Genomic DNA, 16,970 nt, shown 5'->3' on the forward strand with positions numbered 1-16,970 from the left:
CAGGAAGAGACCATGCCGAAGAACGGCGCGCAAGATGCTTGCGCATGTGCGATTGCGTCCGCACGCCGCAAGGGCTTAAATCACGCCAAACGAAAGGAAAACGCCATGACCGAAAAAGCCCGCGTCTCGATCCTCTACTGCACCCAGTGCAACTGGCTGCTGCGCGCCGCCTGGATGGCGCAGGAGCTGTTGAGCACCTTTTCCGACAGTCTCGGCGAGGTGGCGCTGATCCCGGGCACCGGCGGCAATTTCGAAATCCGCATCAATGGGGATCTCCTCTGGGAGCGTAAGCGCGACGGCGGCTTTCCCGGGCCGAAGGAGCTCAAGCAACGCGTCCGCGACATCATCGAGCCCGGCCGCGATCTCGGCCATGTCGACCGCGTGTCGCACGAAAGCTGATCAAGCTCGCTCAGCGATAGGGCGAGCGGCAGACCCTGTAGACGCCTTCATAGGTGAGGAAGTGATCCGTCCGCGGATTATAAGAACGGTATTCATTGGTGCACCAGGCGATGTGCTTATTCACCTGCTTCGGCTGCACACGGGGCACCGGCGGCGGATCATAGGTGAGCTGCGGCCGCCCCGCCGCGCCCGGCAGGTAATAGGTCGGCCCCGCGCCCCTCGGACGGTAATTTGGCTGAACATACGCGGGGCGATGCCATTGCTGCGGCCCGAAGCCGAAGCAGCCACGAAAATCGCAGAGCGTCGATCCCGTGTTGACCGAGCCGAGGCCAGGCCTACCCACATTCAGCGAATCGGCGGCTGCCATTGCGGGCGACAGAACGGCCAAGAGGCTGGCGAGCAGAAGCGTGCGAGGAGCGGGCATGACGCATTTCCTTTCGATATTCTCTTTATATAGGGCGCGCCGGCGACAGCGCTATGCCGGCCGGGCCCGCACTCCTCCCGATGCGAGACGCAGTTTTTTGCCAACTGTCAGGAAAACTTCAAAAACCCAGTTGACAGTCATGAGCCGCCCCCTTACATCGCTCTCCGTCGCCCAGATGGCGGAATTGGTAGACGCGCAGGTTTCAGGTACCTGTGCCGCGAGGCGTGGAGGTTCGAGTCCTCTTCTGGGCACCATTTCCTTTTGATCGCTGCCAAGATCAAATATCAAATCTTTCCAAAATTACGCGTTTGGCTCTGTTGACAGAGGCCATCCACGTGCTTGTCTGGATACCGGTTCGAGGAGCGGTGCAGGTTGAAGCCCTGTCACGCCGCCATATGGGGGGTCGTCTTCCCGCTCTCCGATATGACCGACAAAGCCGTAATGCCGGCTTCCCTGGCGGCGCGAAGAAGCAATTCCCTCAATTCCTCCAAGCCGGCCTCCCCGGCGATGGCATCGTCGCAAGCCTTTACGGCCGCGACATATTCCTCTCCATCGTCGAACGGCCAATCTATTATCAGAACTTCGGCTGCGTCTCGGAGCGTCTTGACGACCCTTCGCCGGCCGCCAAGAAAGAGGACAAGAGGCGCAAAATTCGCCGATGCGTTCCATTGCATGACACTTTCTCCCAAAAGGTTAGAATATTAGTAATGATGCAAGAAGCGTGCCGGGGAGCGGAGGCACGTTCGTTGCCCGATCGAGCAGCGGTTCGTGAATGATCTCGGCAAGAGATGAAATCTTTCGGGGCTCGGGGACAAACCGGCCGAGCTGCATGTCTTCTCCGAGAAAGGCGATTGGCCTTACCGCACCGGCTGGTAATGGCCGCGGAGCGGAACCTTTCCGCCCATGGTGACGAAGCCGTCGCGCTCGCAGACATACATCAGCGTCGGCATGCCGCCAGAGCGGAAGATATCGTCATAACGGCGGCGAAGCTGGACGGTCTCGGTGCGGCAATTATAGGATTCCTCTTCCTTCTTGTCCGGCTGCGCCTTGACGCCGGGAAGGCCCTTGTAAGGGTAGAGGGGTTGAACAGCCGAATCCACGGATTTCGTCCAATCGACAGCGAGGGCTGACGCCGGGGCGAGGCTGGACAGGACGCCGAGCGATATCAGAAGCATCATCAACAGCCGCATGGGAATTCTCCTGCCGGCGACAAAGCGCTTCTGCTCCATGTAGGAAAACCGACGGCGCGCATCAAGCCGCCGCGGCGGGCGATTTCCTGAAATAACCTCTGATGACGGGGTGGCCGAAGAGACCGGCGAGAATGGCAAAGGCGGCGCCGACGAAGAACCCGGCCAGCAAGCCGCCGATGATGCCGGCGACCATCAGGATCTTCTTGCCCGGGCCGTCGGCCTTGACCGGCGGCTCAGCCGGCGAGATGACGCGGATGTTGCTCTGGCTGAGGTTCTGCTCCTCGCTCGTCTGGCTGGAGCGCTTGAGCACCGTTTCGTAGATATCGCGCGCCGCCGTCGCCTTGCGCTGCAACTCGTTCAGTTCCACCTGCTTGTCGGAGACGGTTGCCTGCAGCGCCTTCTGAACGGCAAGCTCCTTGGCAATGCTGTCCTCAGCGGCCTTGGCCTGCTCATATTCGCCCTTTGCCGAGGTGGCGAGGCGCTGCAATTCGCCCCTGATTTCGCCTGCTATGCTCTGCAGCGAGGAGCGCGCCGCCTGCAGGCGCGGATGACGCGTGCCCATCTGGCTTTCGAGGCTGCCGACGGCGGCGGCCTGGGCAGCATATTGCTGACGCAGGCTGACGAGCGGCGAGGTGACGCCGCCCTCCGCCTGGTTGCCGGCAACGATGTCTTCGACGCGCAGATTGGCGACGGCATCGGCGCGGGCCTTCGCCTGGATGGTCTTTTCCTGCGCCGTCACCAAGAGCGTGTTCAGCGAGACGAGGCGCTGGTCGGAGATCAGGTTGCCTTCGGTCGCGGCCATGTCGTTGTCGGCCCGGAAGGTTTCGACCGCCTGCTCGGCCTCCAGCACCTTCTGGCGCAGGTCGGCAAGGCGTCCGTCCAGCGTCGAGGAGGTGTTTTCGTAGAGGCCGTTCGAGGCGCTGTTTTCCTCCTCGGTAAAGGAGGTGACCACCTGGTTGGCAAGCCGTGCCGATTTCTCGGGATCGTTGGTCGTCGCGGCGAGCGAAACGACATAGGTGCCGGTCTGGCGGGTAATAACAAGCGCCTTCTGCAGGGCGCCGATCACGGCCGCGCCATCCGTCCTGCCGCCGTTGAATTCCGGATCCTGGTCGAGCTTCATCGCCTCGACGACGCGGCGCAGCACGTTGCCCGAGGTCAGAATCTGCACCTGGCTGTCGATCAGCGCCGAGATCATTTCCGGCGATGGGCCCGAAGATTGCGCGCCGGCCTCGGCCAGGCCGATCTGACGCGGATCGAAATAAAGGCTGCTGACGGCTGTGAATTTCTGGCCGATCAGCGGCGCCACCGCGCCACCCCCAACGGCTCCGACAAGGGCCAGCACAAATACCACCAGCCGGCGGCTCCAGATCGCCGCGATGCTGGAGCGGAGATCGAGAAGCGGGGCGGCTGTGCTCTGCAGCGGCACATTGGCCGCAGGCCTCTCTGGGGCCGCAGGCGGTTCCATGGCCGCAGGCGGTTCGACTGCAGCGGGCGGCGGCTGCTCGGATCGACGGATTTCTGCAACCCGTGCCGAGGGCGGCACGAAAGGCGGAGGGGCTGGCTCGGGCTCGGGACGGGCGAAATCATCGGGACGAACGACGGGACTGCGCGGGCGCACGCCTTCCGACGCAGTCGGAGACGGCTCGTAACTCCGCCAGCCGGGCAGCCGGCTTACCCTGTTCCTGTCATACTGGCTCATACGCGCACTCGTGTCCCGCCCAGCGTGAAAGACTGAAGCCGAGGTGCCGAGACTTTAGAAATTCTTAGCTAACGGACCGTTAAGATAGGCGCAGCGACGTCGATGTTGCGAGTTGCCGTGATTGCGAGGATAGCCATGAGGACGACACGCCATCTGGTGGCGCTGCTGCTTGCGGCCGCCCTCATGCCGTCGCCGGTCTTTGCGGCCGGCGCGCCGTGTTATCGCGGCATCAATCTTTCCGGCGGCGAATATAGCGAGCGCGGCGCCATCTACGGCACGAACTACATCTATCCGAGCGAGCAGACGATCCGCTATTTCGCCAAGAAGGGCATGACGATCATTCGGCTGCCCTTCCGCTGGGAGCGGCTGCAGCCGGCGCTAGGCGGGCGGCTGGACGAGGACGAATTCAAGCGGATCAAGGATACGGTCGGCCTGATCCGAAAGCAGGGCATGGCCGTTCTGCTCGACCCGCATAATTTCGGCTATTACGATAAGGCGCAGATCGGCACCCCGCCGGCGACGGACGCCGCATTCGCCGACTTCTGGGCAAGGCTCGCGGTCGAATTCGCCAATCAGGACGGCGTTCTCTTCGGCCTGATGAACGAGCCGCACGACATCAAGGCCACCGACTGGCTCGATGCCGCCAACGCGGCGATCCGCGCCATCCGCGCCGTCGGCGCTCGCAACCTTATCCTCGTGCCAGGCACCGCCTGGAGCGGCGCTCACAGCTGGGAGGAGGATGTGATCGGCGGCGCCAACGCTACGGTGATGCTCGGCGTGCGCGATCCGCTCGATTTCTACGCTTACGAGGTCCACCAATATCTCGACGTCGATTCGTCGGGAACCCATGCCACCTGCGAAGGCGCCGCCACCGCGGTCGAGGCCATCGCCGGCGTCACCGCCTGGCTGAAGCGGAACCATAAACGCGGCTTTCTCGGCGAATTCGGCGGCTCCGCCGATAAGGACTGCATGAGCGGCCTGACCAAGATCTACGCGACCATGTCCGACAATAGCGATGTCTGGCTCGGCTGGTCCTATTGGGCGGCGGGCGAATGGTGGCCGGCGGACGAACCTTTCAACGTTCAGCCGGGCAAGGGCCCCGAGCGACCGCAGATGCGGCTTCTCGCCGCGTCGGCGAAAGCGGACGCCGGCGCCTGCACCGCCGTCAAGCCTGCGGGGAACTGACCGTGGCGACAGTCGATCAGAAGGCAGCGACTTTCACCGTGGCGGGCAACCGCATCGAGGCGGCCGGGGGGACGTCGCGCATCGACCATCCAGTGCTCTGGCTCGGCCTGCTTTCGATGCTCTATAACGGCATTCTCGCCTTCATCAACCACAACATCATGCCGCTGTCGATGACGCATGTCGCCGCCAGCGAAGGCCTGATTCTGGCAAGCGCAATCATCTACATCCTTCATAAGGGGATCTACGAGACGGATCTGCCGGCCTTCCTGTTCCTGCTGTTCACGCTTGTCGTGACCATCTATGTCAGCGTGCTCAATCGCATGCCGTTCGTCGATCATTTCCGCAACGTGCTGATCATCTTCTGCTTTACCGGCCTCGGCGGCTGGAGCAACGAGAGAACGATGAAGCTGGCCTTCCGCTGGGCAAGCCTTACGGTGCTGATCTTCCTGATCTTCGAGATCGTCAGCGTGCCCTTCTATGTCAGCATCGTGCATCCGTCCGATTATTTCGCCAATACGCGCGGGCTGCTGCCGCTGAGCTACAACACGACAGGCCTGTTCCAGAACGCGCTGGGCTTTCCCGAGCGATTTTCCTTCGGCATCATCGACCATCGCTCGTCGTCGATCTTCCTCGAACAGGTGTCGCTTGCCAATTTTTGCGGCGTGATCGCGATCTACCTGATTTCCATGTGGGAAAGACTGGGGCGCTGGGACCGGCTGCTCTTCATCAGCACGGCGGTGCTGATCCTGGTGACGAACGACACGCGCACAATGCTGATCTTCTGTTTTGCCTGCATCGTCGGCTATTTCGTCTTTCCGAAGATCCCGCGGAATCTCAATCTGGCGCTGATGCCGCTGATCGTCGCCGCGGGCTTCATCGTCTATACCCTCAAACCGAATGCGACGGGTGACAATTTCACCGGCCGCATCAACCTGACGATGAAGAAGATCATGGAGCTCGATCCGCTCGCCGTTCTCGGGCTTTCGGTCGACAGGGTCGCCGAGTTCGCCGACAGCGGCTACGTCTATCTGATCTACGCGGCGACGATCTTCGGCGTCGTCGCCCTCTGGCTGTTCGTCTGCCTGTTCCCTGCCGGCCGTACGGCGGCGCAGCGGCGTTGCGCCCATTCACTTTCTCTTTTCATTTTTCTGAATATGATGATCGGGGGCACCGCCGTTTTCTCGATGAAGATTGCCGGCCTCTTGTGGTTCGTCGTCGGATATATGCGCTTCCACGACAGCCCGCGCATCCGGCAGGGTCGTGCGGCAGATGTACTGAGTTGACCGCAGCGGCACGGTGGAAACCGGCGTCCGCGAGCTCGAGGAGCAAGACATCAGATGCTTGTCCAGCTTCAATATCTGCGCGCGGTTGCGGCGCTGATGGTCGTTTATTTCCATGCAATATTGCAGCTGGCCAAGGTCAATCCCGCCGTCGACGCCACGGCTTTTCTTTATGGCGAAACCGGCGTCGACATCTTCTTCGTGCTCAGCGGCTTCGTGATGTGGCTGACGACGAGCGGGCGGGCGATCCGCCCCATCGATTTCGCCCGCCGCCGCATCAGGAGGATCGTCCCGCTCTACTGGCTGGCAACCTTGTTTTCGGCTGTCGTGGCGCTTGCTGCCCCCTCACTGCTCAAATCCACGGTGTTCGACCTTCCGCATCTCATTGCCTCGCTGCTGTTCCTGCCATGGGCCAATGCCGCCGATCCCGGCACGATCACCCCCGTTGTCGTGCCGGGCTGGACGCTGAATTACGAAATGTTCTTCTATTTCGTGTTTGCACTGCTGCTGCCGCTCTCGGAAACCCGCCGGATTCCGGTGATGTTTGCCGTCTTTGCCGTCATCCTGATTGCCTGCCGGCTGCTTCCGGAATCAACGGCCACCCGGTTCTACGGCGAGCCGATCATGCTGGAATTTCTTGCCGGCGTCGTGCTCGGCTGGCTTTACCGGCAGAAGGTGCTTCTGCCGAACCGCTGGGCATGGGCGGCACTGGCCACGGGTTTTGTGTTCCTCGTCGTCAACGAAGCGCTGATGCCGCCGGAGAGCCGGTTCTACGCCTGGGGCATCCCGGCGATCTTCATCCTCTACGGCGCTGTTTCCATCGACTTTTCCCGTCTGCCGGTTCTGGGATGGCTGAACTATCTCGGCGACTGCTCCTACAGCATCTATATCACCCACGCCTTCACCCTCGCTTTCCTGAGGGTGGCTTCGGACCGCCTGCCGATCGGCATCCTGCAGCAACCGGTGCTCTTCGTGATCCTGGCGCTGGTGCTTTCGTCAATCGGCGGCGCAATCGTCCATGAAATCACCACGCCGCGCCGGAAGGTGGCCGTGGCAGGCAGGCCGCCGGCCTAGATGTGAACCTTCGGATTCAATTTCCGCCCTTCACATGCTTGGTTTCCCGCCTCTCGATGTCGCATATTGCTCATCAGCTTTCAGCGACATGCTTTAATTTCATCCACTGAAGGCGAGAATACACATCCGGACGGCGCTGGCGGTGCGGCGTTGAGCGACTTCTCCTAAGCCGATACGGCCATGAGAGAACTTGCTGGAACGTGATGGTTTATCTTGCAATTTGTCGCATGAATGAAAGTGCGCCGGCCTATTCGCGGCACGGGCTTTGATTTAAGCACGGGCTGCGGCCTCCAAGAGGGAAGAGGGAGAGACATGAGAAGCTATGTATTGACGGTATCCTGCAAATCGACGCGCGGCATCGTTGCGGCGATTTCGAGCTATCTGGCCGACAAAGGCTGCAACATCATCGACTCCAGCCAGTTCGACGACCTCGATACCGGCAGGTTCTTCATGCGCGTCAGCTTCATTTCGGAAGAGGGACTGTCGGGCTCCGCCATCAGCGCCGATTTTGCCGCCGTCGCCGCGCCCTTCGAGATGGATTACGACTTCCACGACAGCGAGAGCCGCATGAAGGTGCTGCTGATGGTGTCGCGTTTCGGCCATTGTCTCAACGACCTGCTCTACCGCTGGAAGATCGGGGCGCTGCCGATCGACATCGTCGGCGTCGTCTCCAACCATTTCGATTACCAGAAGGTCGTCGTCAACCACGACATCCCCTTCCACCACATCAAGGTGACGAAGGAGAACAAGCCGCAGGCCGAGGCCCAGCTCGTCGATCTCGTCGAGCAGACCGGCACCGAGCTGATCGTGCTCGCCCGCTACATGCAGGTCCTCTCCGATCAGCTTTGCAAGCAGATGTCGGGCAGGATCATCAACATCCACCATTCCTTCCTGCCGAGCTTCAAGGGCGCCAACCCTTACAAGCAGGCCTATCAGCGCGGCGTCAAGCTGATCGGCGCCACCGCCCATTACGTCACCGCCGATCTCGACGAAGGCCCGATCATCGAGCAGGACACCGCCCGCATCACCCATGCGCAGTCGCCCGACGACTATGTCTCGATCGGCCGCGACGTCGAAAGCCAGGTGCTGGCCCGCGCTATCCACGCCCATATCCATCATCGCACCTTCATCAACGGCAACCGCACCGTCGTCTTCCCGGCCAGCCCCGGAAGCTACGCCTCCGAACGCATGGGGTGAGTCGGCCGAGGCCGCGCATCTCTTTTGCCGGCAGACAACAATCTCCCGTTGCCTGCCAGCGGCAAGTATTTGATTATCGCGCTTAAGGGGTAATCGAATCATGCTGCGGGAGGGGTGTCATGACCGACGAGGCGCTTGTGGATCGCATGACGCTGCCGCGTCCCGACGTCACCGTTGCTGACGCGGAAGAGATCCTTCTTGCCCATTACAGCCTGTCCGGCACGCTCGCCGAACTCGGCAGCCAGCAGGATCGGAACTACCGCGTCGACAGCGATCGTGGGCGATACGTCCTGAAGATCTGCCATGCCGCCTACGAGGCCCGCGAGCTCGAGGCGCAAAATGCCGCGCTCCATCATCTCAAGCGCCAGCAGGACGCGCCACGCGTTCCGAAGGTGATCGCCACGAATGATGGGCGGGAAATTATCGTCCTTACCGTGCGCGGGCGGGGCTATCAGGTCCGGTTGCTGGAATATCTGGAAGGCCAGGGACTGACGGAGATGAGATATCTGGCGCCGGCTTCCGTCGCGGCGCTTGGCGCGCTCTGCGCGAGGCTGGCGCAGGCGCTTGCCGATTTCGACCATCCCGGCCTCGACCGCAGCCTGCAGTGGGATTTGCGACGCGCCGGGCCTGTCGCCGTACAGCTGCTGTCCGCCATCACCGACAGCGCTGCCCGTGACCGGATTGCCAAAACCATGGTGACGGCCGTTCGCCGCATCCAGCCCCTGGCGCCGTCGCTTCGGCTCCAGGCGGTCCATCACGACGTCACCGGCGACAATGTCGTCGGCCATCGCGACGCCCATGGCCACACGATCCCCGACGGGGTGATCGATTTCGGCGACATCATCCGCGGCTGGCTGGTCGGCGACCTCGCCGTCACCTGCGCTTCGCTGCTGCATCAGGCGAATGGCGATCCCTTTCACATCCTGCCCGCCGTCACCGCCTATCAGGCGATCTATCCGCTGAGCGACGAGGAGCTGAAGGCGCTCTGGCCGCTGATCGTCGCGCGCGCGGTCATCCTCGTTGCCAGCAGCGAACAGCAGATGTCGATCGATCCCGATAATGATTATGTCCGTGGCAATCTCGACCGCGAGCGGGCGATCTTCGATACGGTGATGTCGGTTCCGTTCGAACTCATGGAAGCTGCGATCCTCAAGGCGGCCGGCGCGGATGTCGCCGCTCCGCCGCCATCGGCATGGCTGCCCTTGCTGCCCGATATCGATCCCGTCACGATCGCCTATGTCGACCTTGGCGTGCGGAGCGCGCATTTTTCCGCCGGCAACTGGCTGAGCGCCGATATGGACTGGCGGCTGCTTGCCCGGGCCGCAAGCGAAAACGGCACGGCGGCGACGCGCTATGGTGAATATCGGCTTTCCCGCGCTGCCCTTGGAAACGCGAGGGCACAGGCGACCTTCGCCCTGCATGTCGACATCTGCCTTGCCGCAGGAAGTGCGGTCGCAGCGCCCTTTGCCGGCCGTATCGGCTGGAAGGACCAGCATCTGACACTGACGGACGACAGCACGACCCTGCATCTCGACGGACTCGACCCTTTGGTCGAGAATGGCGCCGTGCTTGCCGCTGGCGATCCGCTTGGTTCTGTTTTCGGTGAAGTGTCGTCACTTGGCGGCCTGCGCCTCCAACTCTGCAGCATCGCGGGTCTTGAACCCCCGCTCTTTGCCATGCCGCGCGAGGCGGCGGCCTGGTCGGTGCTCTGCCCTTCGCCTTCATCCCTTCTCTGCCCGGGAGCGGATGCGCCGCAACCGGAGACCGGAGAACTGCTCGCCAAGCGGCAGACCTATCTCGCAAGTGCGCAGAAGAACTATTATGCCGCGCCGCCGCAGATCGAGCGCGGCTGGAGGGAATATCTGTTCGATGTCGAGGGCCGCGCCTATCTCGACATGGTCAACAATGTCACGATCCTCGGCCACGGGCATCCCAGGCTGGCGGCGGCAATCAGTGCCCAATGGCTGCGGCTCAATACGAATTCACGCTTCCACTATGCGGCGATTGCGGAGTTTTCCGAACGTCTCGCGGCGCTCGCGCCGGAGGGCCTCGACGCGGTCTTCCTCGTCAACAGCGGCTCTGAGGCGAACGATCTGGCGATTCGGCTGGCGCAGGCCCATAGCGGCGCCCGCAACATGCTCTGCCTGCTCGAAGCCTATCATGGCTGGTCGGCGGCGAGCGATGCCGTCTCCACGTCGATCGCCGACAATCCGCTGGCGCTGACCACCCGACCGGATTGGGTGCATGCGGCCGTTTCGCCGAATACCTATCGCGGCGCGTTTCGCGGACCCGACACAGCGGCGAGCTATCTGGCCGCCGTCAAGCCGACGCTCGCGACGATCGACGCCGGCGGCCAGGGCCTCGCCGGCTTCATCTGCGAATCGGTCTACGGCAATGCCGGCGGCATTCCGTTGCCGGAAGGGTATCTGAAGGAGATCTATACCGAGGTGCGCGCCCGCGGCGGGCTCTGCATCGCCGATGAGGTGCAGGTCGGTTACGGCCGGCTCGGCCATTATTTCTGGGGCTTCGAGCAGCAGGGGGTCGTGCCCGATATCATCACCATCGCCAAGGGCATGGGCAATGGCCACCCGCTCGGCGCCGTCATCACCAGACGGGAGATTGCGCAGTCGCTGGAGAAGGAGGGACCTTTCTTCTCCTCCACCGGCGGCAGCCCGGTCAGCTGCGTCGCCGGCATGACGGTGCTCGATATCATGGCTGAGGAGAAGCTGCAGGAAAATGCCCGCACGGTCGGCGATCATCTGAAGGCGCGGCTTGCCGCGCTGATCGACCGGCACGCGATCGCCGGCGCCGTCCATGGGATGGGCCTCTATCTCGGCCTGGAATTCGTCCGCGACAGAACGACGCTGGAGCCGGCGACGGAAGAGACGGCAGCGATCTGCGACCGGCTTCTCGACCTCGGCATCATCATGCAGCCAACCGGCGATCACCAAAATGTGCTGAAGATCAAACCGCCGCTCTGCCTCAGTCTCGAAAGCGCGGATTTCTTCGCAGACATGCTGGAAAAGGTGCTCCAGGAAGGCTGGTGATCCATGCTTTCGGGCGTTAACCAAATCGGTCATTTCGAGGCATCTCGATTTTTAACGACAAGGCCCATTGCCGGAATCAGACAGACTTCCTATTTCTGCTGCGGCGATCGAACGAGTTTCGATTCTGTCATGCGAATTTTACGAAGAGCTGATATGTTTCTTTCTGTAAGTTCGGGCCAGGATGGAATGAATTTTTTCGGATCGTCGATATTTTGACACGTTTCGGAATATGTTTCCGACAGGCTGTCGGATAATCTCTACTAAGTTAGTAGATATTGAACGCAGCCATCACCGGCCCCGGGCTCTTCCGGGACCATCGAGCGCAACGCCAACGAAAGGAACGAGACATGACAGACATCGAAATTCTCGCCACTCTCCTTGGGCGATCTGTGCTTGGCAATGACCGTCCGGGCGCCCTCTCCCGCCCGAACTGTCGAATGTGACATTCGTCCTCCTTTTAACGGTACCAGACAAGTCAATTCGCCATGGCTGCGCATGCCCGCGCGGCAGGAGTTCTATCTATGAAGAAGCAAGTTATCGAATATGCAGGCGTTCCCGTCGGCATCGTTATCCCCGACGAAGATCGGCTGAAGTTCATCGCCGTGAAATTCCATGTCCACGACCTCGACGAGCAGCGGTTCGGTTCGCCCGACGAGGTGCGGCTGGCCATCCACGACCTGATGACCCGCCGTCATCCGAAGCCGCTTCATGCCTGACGGCATGCGGCCGTTACCGACTTTCGCGGCTCTTCTGATGTGACCGGTCCTGCCAAAAGGGCCGGTCTTGTTTTTTGAGGGCAATTGCAGTCCTATCGGCCGGATCAGCGCCACCAGGATCAGCCCTTGCCCGATCTTCTCAATCTGCTCACCGACATCGAAGGCGTTTCCGTCGGCCATGCGACCGACCTCTCGCTGGGATCCGGCGTCACGGTCATCGTCTTCGACGAGCCGGCGGTCGCCTCCGGCACGGTGCTCGGCGGCGCGCCGGGCGGACGCGATACCGGCCTGCTCGACCCGTCGATGACCGTCAGTACCGTCGATGCCTTTGTGTTCTCGGGCGGCTCGGCCTTCGGGCTCGATGCGGCCGGGGGCGTGCAGGCCGGCTTGCGCGAAGCCGGCCGCGGCTTTGCAGTCGGGCCGGTCAAGATTCCGATCGTGCCGCAAGCGATCCTGATGGACCTGCTGAACGGCGGCGACAAGGATTGGGGTCTTCACTCCCCCTATCGTGAGATGGGTTATGCGGCGTTGAAGACCGCGACGAAGGGCGTATTTGCGCTCGGCACCGCCGGCGCCGGCACCGGGGCGACGACGGCCACTTTCAAGGGCGGGCTCGGCTCGGCCAGTGCCGTCAGCAGCGCCGGCCATCGCGTCGCTGCGATCGTCGCCGTCAATGCGCTCGGTTCGGCAACGATCGGTGACGGGCCGCATTTCTGGGCGGCGCCCTTCGAGAAGGACGGCGAATTTGGCGGGCTCGGTATGCCTGCGACCACCGATCACAGGATACGGCTCAAGGGGATGAGCACGCCGGCAACGACGATCGGCGCTGTCGTCACCGACGCGCAGCTGACGAAGGCGGAAGCGCATCGGCTTTCACTTGCCGGTCATGACGGCCTTGCCCGAGCGCTGCTGCCGGCACACCTGCCGCTCGACGGCGATACCGTCTTTGCCGCGTCGACCGTCAAACATCCAAGAAACGACATGGCAAGCCTGATGGAACTTTGCCACCTCGCCACCATCGTCATGGCGCGGGCAATCGCGCGCGGCGTCTATATGGCGAGCGCCCTTCCGGCCGAGGGCGGGCAAATAGCATGGCAAGACCGCTATCCCCAGGGCCGTTGATTGAATAGGGTCGCAACCTGGTGAAATGGCGGAGACACGCGAATGCAGATCCTGGCGCTGAAGTATTTTCGACGAGCTGGTGGGGACCGAATCATGCCGGGTGATGTGATGAACAAGGTTTCGTTTGCGTCTTCGGCGCGCTGCATCAAGCGGCTTTCCCTCGGTGCTGCGTTGTCGGCCGGTCTCGTAGTGACAGCAATGACACCGGCGGAAGCGGCCAAGACCGCCCTCAATCTCGGCATGAGCGTCGAACCAACAGGCCTCGACCCGACGATCGCCGCACCGGTCGCGATCGGCCAGCTCACCTGGCAGAATGTGTTCGAGGGGCTGGTGACGATCGATCAGACCGGCAAGGTCCAGCCGCAGCTGGCGAAAAGCTGGGAAATCTCGGGCGATGGCCTGACCTATATGTTCAAGCTGCGGACCGGCGTCAAATTCCATGATGGCGAGGCCTTCGATGCCGCCGCCGCCAAATTTGCCCTCGACCGCGCCCGCGGTACGGATTCGGTTAATCCGCAAAAACGCTTCTTCGCCTCGATTGCCTCGATCGATACGCCGGATGCCGAAACGCTGGTGCTGCATCTCACGGCCCCGACCGGCAGCCTGATCTATTGGCTCGCCTGGCCGGCATCTGTCATGGTCGCCCCGAAGACGGCCGACAACGACAAGGTCATGCCGATCGGCACCGGTCCCTTCAAGTTCGCTAGCTGGACGAAGGGCGACAGGGTCGAACTCGTCAGGAATGGCGACTACTGGAACAAGGATGCGTCTGCCAAGCTCGACAAGGTGACCTTCCGCTTCATCGCCGATCCGCAGGCGCAGGCAGCCGCCCTGAAATCCGGCGATCTCGATGCCTTTCCGGAATTTGCCGCACCCGAGCTGATGAGTTCCTTCGACGGCGATGCCAGGCTCATCACCAAGGTCGGCAATACCGAACTCAAGGTCGTCGCCGGCATGAACAATGCCAGGAAGCCCTTTGACGACAAGCGCGTCCGCCAGGCGCTGATGATGGCGATCGACCGCCAGACGGTGATCGACGGGGCGTGGTCCGGCCTCGGCACGCCGATCGGCAGCCACTACACGCCGAACGATCCGGGCTACAAGGACATGACCGGCGTGCTGCCCTATGATGTCGAAAAGGCAAAGGCACTGCTGACTGAGGCCGGCTACCCCAACGGCTTCACGTTCACGATCAAATCGCCGCAGATGGCCTATGCGCCGCGCAGCGCCCAGGTGATGCAGGCGATGTTTGCCGAAATTGGCGTGACGATGAACATCGAACCGACCGAGTTTCCGGCGAAATGGGTGCAGGACGTCATGAAGGATCGCAACTTCGACATGACGATCGTCGCCCACGCCGAACCGCTCGACATCGACATCTACGCACGCGATCCCTATTATTTCAACTACAGGAACCCGGCCTTCGATGCGCTGATGAAGAAGGTCCAGGAGACCGCGGATCCCGCCACCCAAAATGCGGTTTACGGCGAAGCGCAAAAGATCCTCGCCGAGGACGTACCGGCGCTCTACCTCTTCGTCATGCCGAAACTCGGCGTCTGGGACAGGAAGCTGAAGGGGTTGTGGGAGAACGAGCCGATTCCGTCGAATGTGCTCTCGGGGGTTTATTGGGAGGAGTGAGCGAGCGGGTTCGGGCGGATTGAGAGGCACGATGAGCAAGGCGAAGCGGGACAGCGATACGCTCAATGCAGGCCGCAGCCCTCGCCATCCCTCATTCCTGTCACAAGCTTGGCGCCGAGGCTACAACGTACTCCCAAAAGCCAACTCGAAAGCGTGGCATGCATGATCGCGCTTCTCCTTCGCCGCTTCACCGGCCTCATCCTCACCCTCGTCATCGTCTCTCTGCTGATCTTCACCGTCATGGATCTGCTGCCCGGCGATCCAGCCTCGATCATGCTTGGCACCTCGGCAAGCCCGGAAACGCTGGCAGCGCTGCGTCACGAGCTCGGCCTCGACCAGCCGCTCGTCCTGCGCTACGGCCAATGGCTGGCCGGCCTCCTGTCCGGCAACCTCGGCAATTCCCTGACCTACGGCGTTCCCGTTGCCGGACTGATCGTCGAGCGGCTGGCGGTGACGCTGCCGCTGGCGCTGATGGCAATGGTGCTTTCGATGGCGATCGCCCTGCCGCTTGGCGTTCTGGCCGCCTCGCGCCGCGGCCGCGTTTTCGACACGATCGCAACATTGTTTTCGCAGATCAGCATCGCCGTGCCCGCCTTCTGGGTGGCGCTGCTGTTGATCATCCTGTTTTCGACGATGCTCGGGCTGATGCCGGCCGGCGGCTTCCCGGGGTGGGGCGCCGGTCTTCTGCCGGCATTGCAGGCGCTCGTCATGCCGGCCGTCGCGCTGGCGATGCCGCAGGCGGGCGTGTTGACACGCGTCGCACGTTCGGCGGTTCTCGAGACGATGCATGAGGATTTTGCCCGCACCGCGGTGGCCAAGGGGCTGTCAAGCAGTGCGGTGCTGTGGCGGCATATCGTGCCGAATGCGCTGATCCCGGTTCTGACGATGATCGGACTGCAGTTCACCTTTCTGGTCGCCGGCGCGGTGCTGGTGGAAAACGTCTTCAACCTGCCGGGGCTCGGGAGGCTTGCGCTTCAGGCACTCTCCCAGCGCGATGTCATCGTCATGCAGGATGTCGTGCTGTTCTTCGCGGGCTTGGTCATCGTGGTGAATTTCGTCGTCGATCTCTCCTATGTGGCGATCGACCCCAGGATCAGAAAGGCGGTTTGAAACATGGCCCAGATCGTATCCTCCGCCTTTGCCCGCCGCCGAAGGACTGACAGACTTAGCCGGCGAATGAACCTCATCGCGGGCACGGTCATCATTGGCCTGCTGGTCGCCGTTGCGCTCCTGTCGCTCGTCTGGACGCCCTTGCCGCCGGCGAAGATGCAGATCATCCATAAACTGCAGCCGCCGCTTGCCTTCGGCCTGCTCGGCACGGATCAGTTCGGCCGCGACGTGGCGTCGATGCTGATGGCTGGATGCCGGAACTCTTTGTCGATTGCCATCACCGCGGTTGCGATCGGCGGGACGCTCGGCTCGATATCAGGCATCTCCGCCGCGGCGATCCGCGGTCCAGCCGAAACGCTGCTGATGCGCATCTGCGACGTCATCTTCGCCTTGCCACCGATCCTGTCGGCGATGGTGCTCGGCGCCTTTCTCGGGCCGGGGCGCTTCACCGCGATCACCGCGATCGCCGTCTTCATGATTCCGGTCTTTGCGCGGGTGACGCTGGCAACCTCGCTGCAGGCCTGGAGCCGCGATTATGTGACGGCGGCGCGCGCGATCGGCAATACGCGCCTGACCATTTCACTGCGCCATGTGCTGCCGAATATCATCAGCCAGATCATCGTGCATGGGACAATCCAGCTCGGTCTGGCGATCCTGACCGAGGCCGGTCTCAGCTTTCTCGGGCTCGGCATGGCGCCGCCAGCGCCGACATGGGGCCGGATGCTTGCAGATGCGCAAACCTATCTGGCGCTGGCCCCCTGGCTCGCGATCCTGCCCGGCCTTGCCATCGCGCTCACCGTCCTCGGCTTCAACATGCTCGGCGACGGCTTGCGCGATCTTCTCGATCCACGCGAGGCGAGCCGCTGATGTCCCTCCGAAACAAAACGCC

The 16,970-nt window shown here is 62.3% G+C and carries 15 protein-coding genes and 1 tRNA gene; 12 read left to right on the forward strand and 4 right to left on the reverse strand.

What is annotated here, in order from left to right:
• Positions 1-105 precede the first annotated feature (105 nt).
• Complete coding sequence (locus J7U39_RS18810) at positions 106-399, forward strand: SelT/SelW/SelH family protein (RefSeq protein ID WP_210629554.1); 294 nt, start codon at positions 106-108, stop codon at positions 397-399.
• Between the two features lie 10 nt (positions 400-409).
• Here the strand turns inward: J7U39_RS18810 and J7U39_RS18815 are convergent, their stop codons facing one another.
• A complete protein-coding gene (locus J7U39_RS18815; protein WP_210629555.1) occupies positions 410-823 on the reverse strand; it encodes a BA14K family protein in 414 nt (137 codons plus the stop codon).
• 169 nt (positions 824-992) lie between these two features.
• Between J7U39_RS18815 and J7U39_RS18820 the strand changes: the two genes are divergently transcribed.
• A tRNA-Leu gene (locus J7U39_RS18820) sits at positions 993-1,077 on the forward strand.
• A gap of 129 nt (positions 1,078-1,206) precedes the next feature.
• Here the strand turns inward: J7U39_RS18820 and J7U39_RS18825 are convergent.
• The 3 genes from J7U39_RS18825 to J7U39_RS18835 form a co-directional block, all read right to left on the reverse strand.
• On the reverse strand, positions 1,207-1,497 hold the full coding sequence (locus tag J7U39_RS18825; protein WP_210629556.1) for a DUF982 domain-containing protein: 291 nt from the start codon (positions 1,495-1,497) through the stop codon (positions 1,207-1,209).
• Positions 1,498-1,680: 183 nt separating this feature from the next.
• Positions 1,681-2,013, reverse strand: coding sequence for a hypothetical protein (locus J7U39_RS18830; RefSeq protein WP_210629557.1), 333 nt, complete (start codon positions 2,011-2,013; stop codon positions 1,681-1,683).
• A gap of 61 nt (positions 2,014-2,074) precedes the next feature.
• On the reverse strand, positions 2,075-3,712 hold the full coding sequence (locus J7U39_RS18835; protein ID WP_210629558.1) for a GumC family protein: 1,638 nt from the start codon (positions 3,710-3,712) through the stop codon (positions 2,075-2,077).
• Positions 3,713-3,847: 135 nt separating this feature from the next.
• On the opposite strand from J7U39_RS18835, the gene J7U39_RS18840 reads away from it, so the two are divergent.
• The 10 genes from J7U39_RS18840 (at position 3,848) to J7U39_RS18885 (ending at position 16,948) form a co-directional block, all read left to right on the forward strand.
• The gene (locus tag J7U39_RS18840; protein WP_210629559.1) at positions 3,848-4,897 is read left to right on the forward strand and encodes a glycoside hydrolase family 5 protein; all 1,050 of its coding nucleotides are present in this window, start codon (positions 3,848-3,850) and stop codon (positions 4,895-4,897) included.
• 2 nt (positions 4,898-4,899) lie between these two features.
• Positions 4,900-6,180 carry a hypothetical protein gene (locus J7U39_RS18845; protein ID WP_210629560.1) on the forward strand — a complete coding sequence of 427 codons (1,281 nt, stop codon included), beginning with the start codon at positions 4,900-4,902 and terminating at the stop codon, positions 6,178-6,180.
• A 54-nt stretch (positions 6,181-6,234) separates the two neighbouring features.
• Positions 6,235-7,251: an acyltransferase gene (locus J7U39_RS18850; protein ID WP_210629561.1), complete on the forward strand. Its 1,017-nt coding sequence runs from the start codon at positions 6,235-6,237 to the stop codon at positions 7,249-7,251.
• 312 nt (positions 7,252-7,563) lie between these two features.
• On the forward strand, positions 7,564-8,448 hold the full coding sequence (gene purU / locus J7U39_RS18855; protein ID WP_210629562.1) for a formyltetrahydrofolate deformylase: 885 nt from the start codon (positions 7,564-7,566) through the stop codon (positions 8,446-8,448).
• A gap of 119 nt (positions 8,449-8,567) precedes the next feature.
• A complete protein-coding gene (locus tag J7U39_RS18860; protein WP_210629563.1) occupies positions 8,568-11,495 on the forward strand; it encodes an aminotransferase in 2,928 nt (975 codons plus the stop codon).
• 521 nt (positions 11,496-12,016) lie between these two features.
• Positions 12,017-12,211 (forward strand): hypothetical protein, encoded by a 195-nt coding sequence (locus J7U39_RS18865; RefSeq protein WP_003544544.1) that lies wholly within the window; start codon positions 12,017-12,019, stop codon positions 12,209-12,211.
• Positions 12,212-12,337: 126 nt separating this feature from the next.
• Entirely contained in the window at positions 12,338-13,333 is a 996-nt protein-coding gene (locus J7U39_RS18870) for a P1 family peptidase (RefSeq protein ID WP_210629564.1), read from the forward strand.
• A gap of 108 nt (positions 13,334-13,441) precedes the next feature.
• Entirely contained in the window at positions 13,442-14,971 is a 1,530-nt protein-coding gene (locus J7U39_RS18875) for an ABC transporter substrate-binding protein (RefSeq protein WP_210629565.1), read from the forward strand.
• Positions 14,972-15,133: 162 nt separating this feature from the next.
• Positions 15,134-16,081, forward strand: a complete 948-nt coding sequence (locus tag J7U39_RS18880) for an ABC transporter permease (RefSeq protein ID WP_210629566.1) — start codon at positions 15,134-15,136, stop codon at positions 16,079-16,081.
• Between the two features lie 3 nt (positions 16,082-16,084).
• On the forward strand, positions 16,085-16,948 hold the full coding sequence (locus J7U39_RS18885; RefSeq protein ID WP_210629567.1) for an ABC transporter permease: 864 nt from the start codon (positions 16,085-16,087) through the stop codon (positions 16,946-16,948).
• Positions 16,949-16,970 lie beyond the last annotated feature (22 nt).

The organism is Rhizobium sp. NLR16a (assembly GCF_017948245.1).
Lineage (GTDB): Bacteria > Pseudomonadota > Alphaproteobacteria > Rhizobiales > Rhizobiaceae > Rhizobium.

Excerpts from the sequence above, each read along its gene's own strand:
- J7U39_RS18810 (WP_210629554.1), top strand. The coding sequence starts at position 106 with ATGACCGAAAAAGCCCGCGTCTCGATCCTCTACTGCACCCAGTGCAAC.
- J7U39_RS18815 (WP_210629555.1), bottom strand. The coding sequence starts at position 823 with ATGCCCGCTCCTCGCACGCTTCTGCTCGCCAGCCTCTTGGCCGTTCTG.
- J7U39_RS18825 (WP_210629556.1), bottom strand. The coding sequence starts at position 1,497 with ATGCAATGGAACGCATCGGCGAATTTTGCGCCTCTTGTCCTCTTTCTT.
- J7U39_RS18830 (WP_210629557.1), bottom strand. The coding sequence starts at position 2,013 with ATGCGGCTGTTGATGATGCTTCTGATATCGCTCGGCGTCCTGTCCAGC.
- J7U39_RS18835 (WP_210629558.1), bottom strand. The coding sequence starts at position 3,712 with ATGAGCCAGTATGACAGGAACAGGGTAAGCCGGCTGCCCGGCTGGCGG.
- J7U39_RS18840 (WP_210629559.1), top strand. The coding sequence starts at position 3,848 with ATGAGGACGACACGCCATCTGGTGGCGCTGCTGCTTGCGGCCGCCCTC.
- J7U39_RS18850 (WP_210629561.1), top strand. The coding sequence starts at position 6,235 with ATGCTTGTCCAGCTTCAATATCTGCGCGCGGTTGCGGCGCTGATGGTC.
- purU (WP_210629562.1), top strand. The coding sequence starts at position 7,564 with ATGAGAAGCTATGTATTGACGGTATCCTGCAAATCGACGCGCGGCATC.
- J7U39_RS18860 (WP_210629563.1), top strand. The coding sequence starts at position 8,568 with ATGACCGACGAGGCGCTTGTGGATCGCATGACGCTGCCGCGTCCCGAC.
- J7U39_RS18865 (WP_003544544.1), top strand. The coding sequence starts at position 12,017 with ATGAAGAAGCAAGTTATCGAATATGCAGGCGTTCCCGTCGGCATCGTT.
- J7U39_RS18875 (WP_210629565.1), top strand. The coding sequence starts at position 13,442 with ATGAACAAGGTTTCGTTTGCGTCTTCGGCGCGCTGCATCAAGCGGCTT.
- J7U39_RS18880 (WP_210629566.1), top strand. The coding sequence starts at position 15,134 with ATGATCGCGCTTCTCCTTCGCCGCTTCACCGGCCTCATCCTCACCCTC.
- J7U39_RS18885 (WP_210629567.1), top strand. The coding sequence starts at position 16,085 with ATGGCCCAGATCGTATCCTCCGCCTTTGCCCGCCGCCGAAGGACTGAC.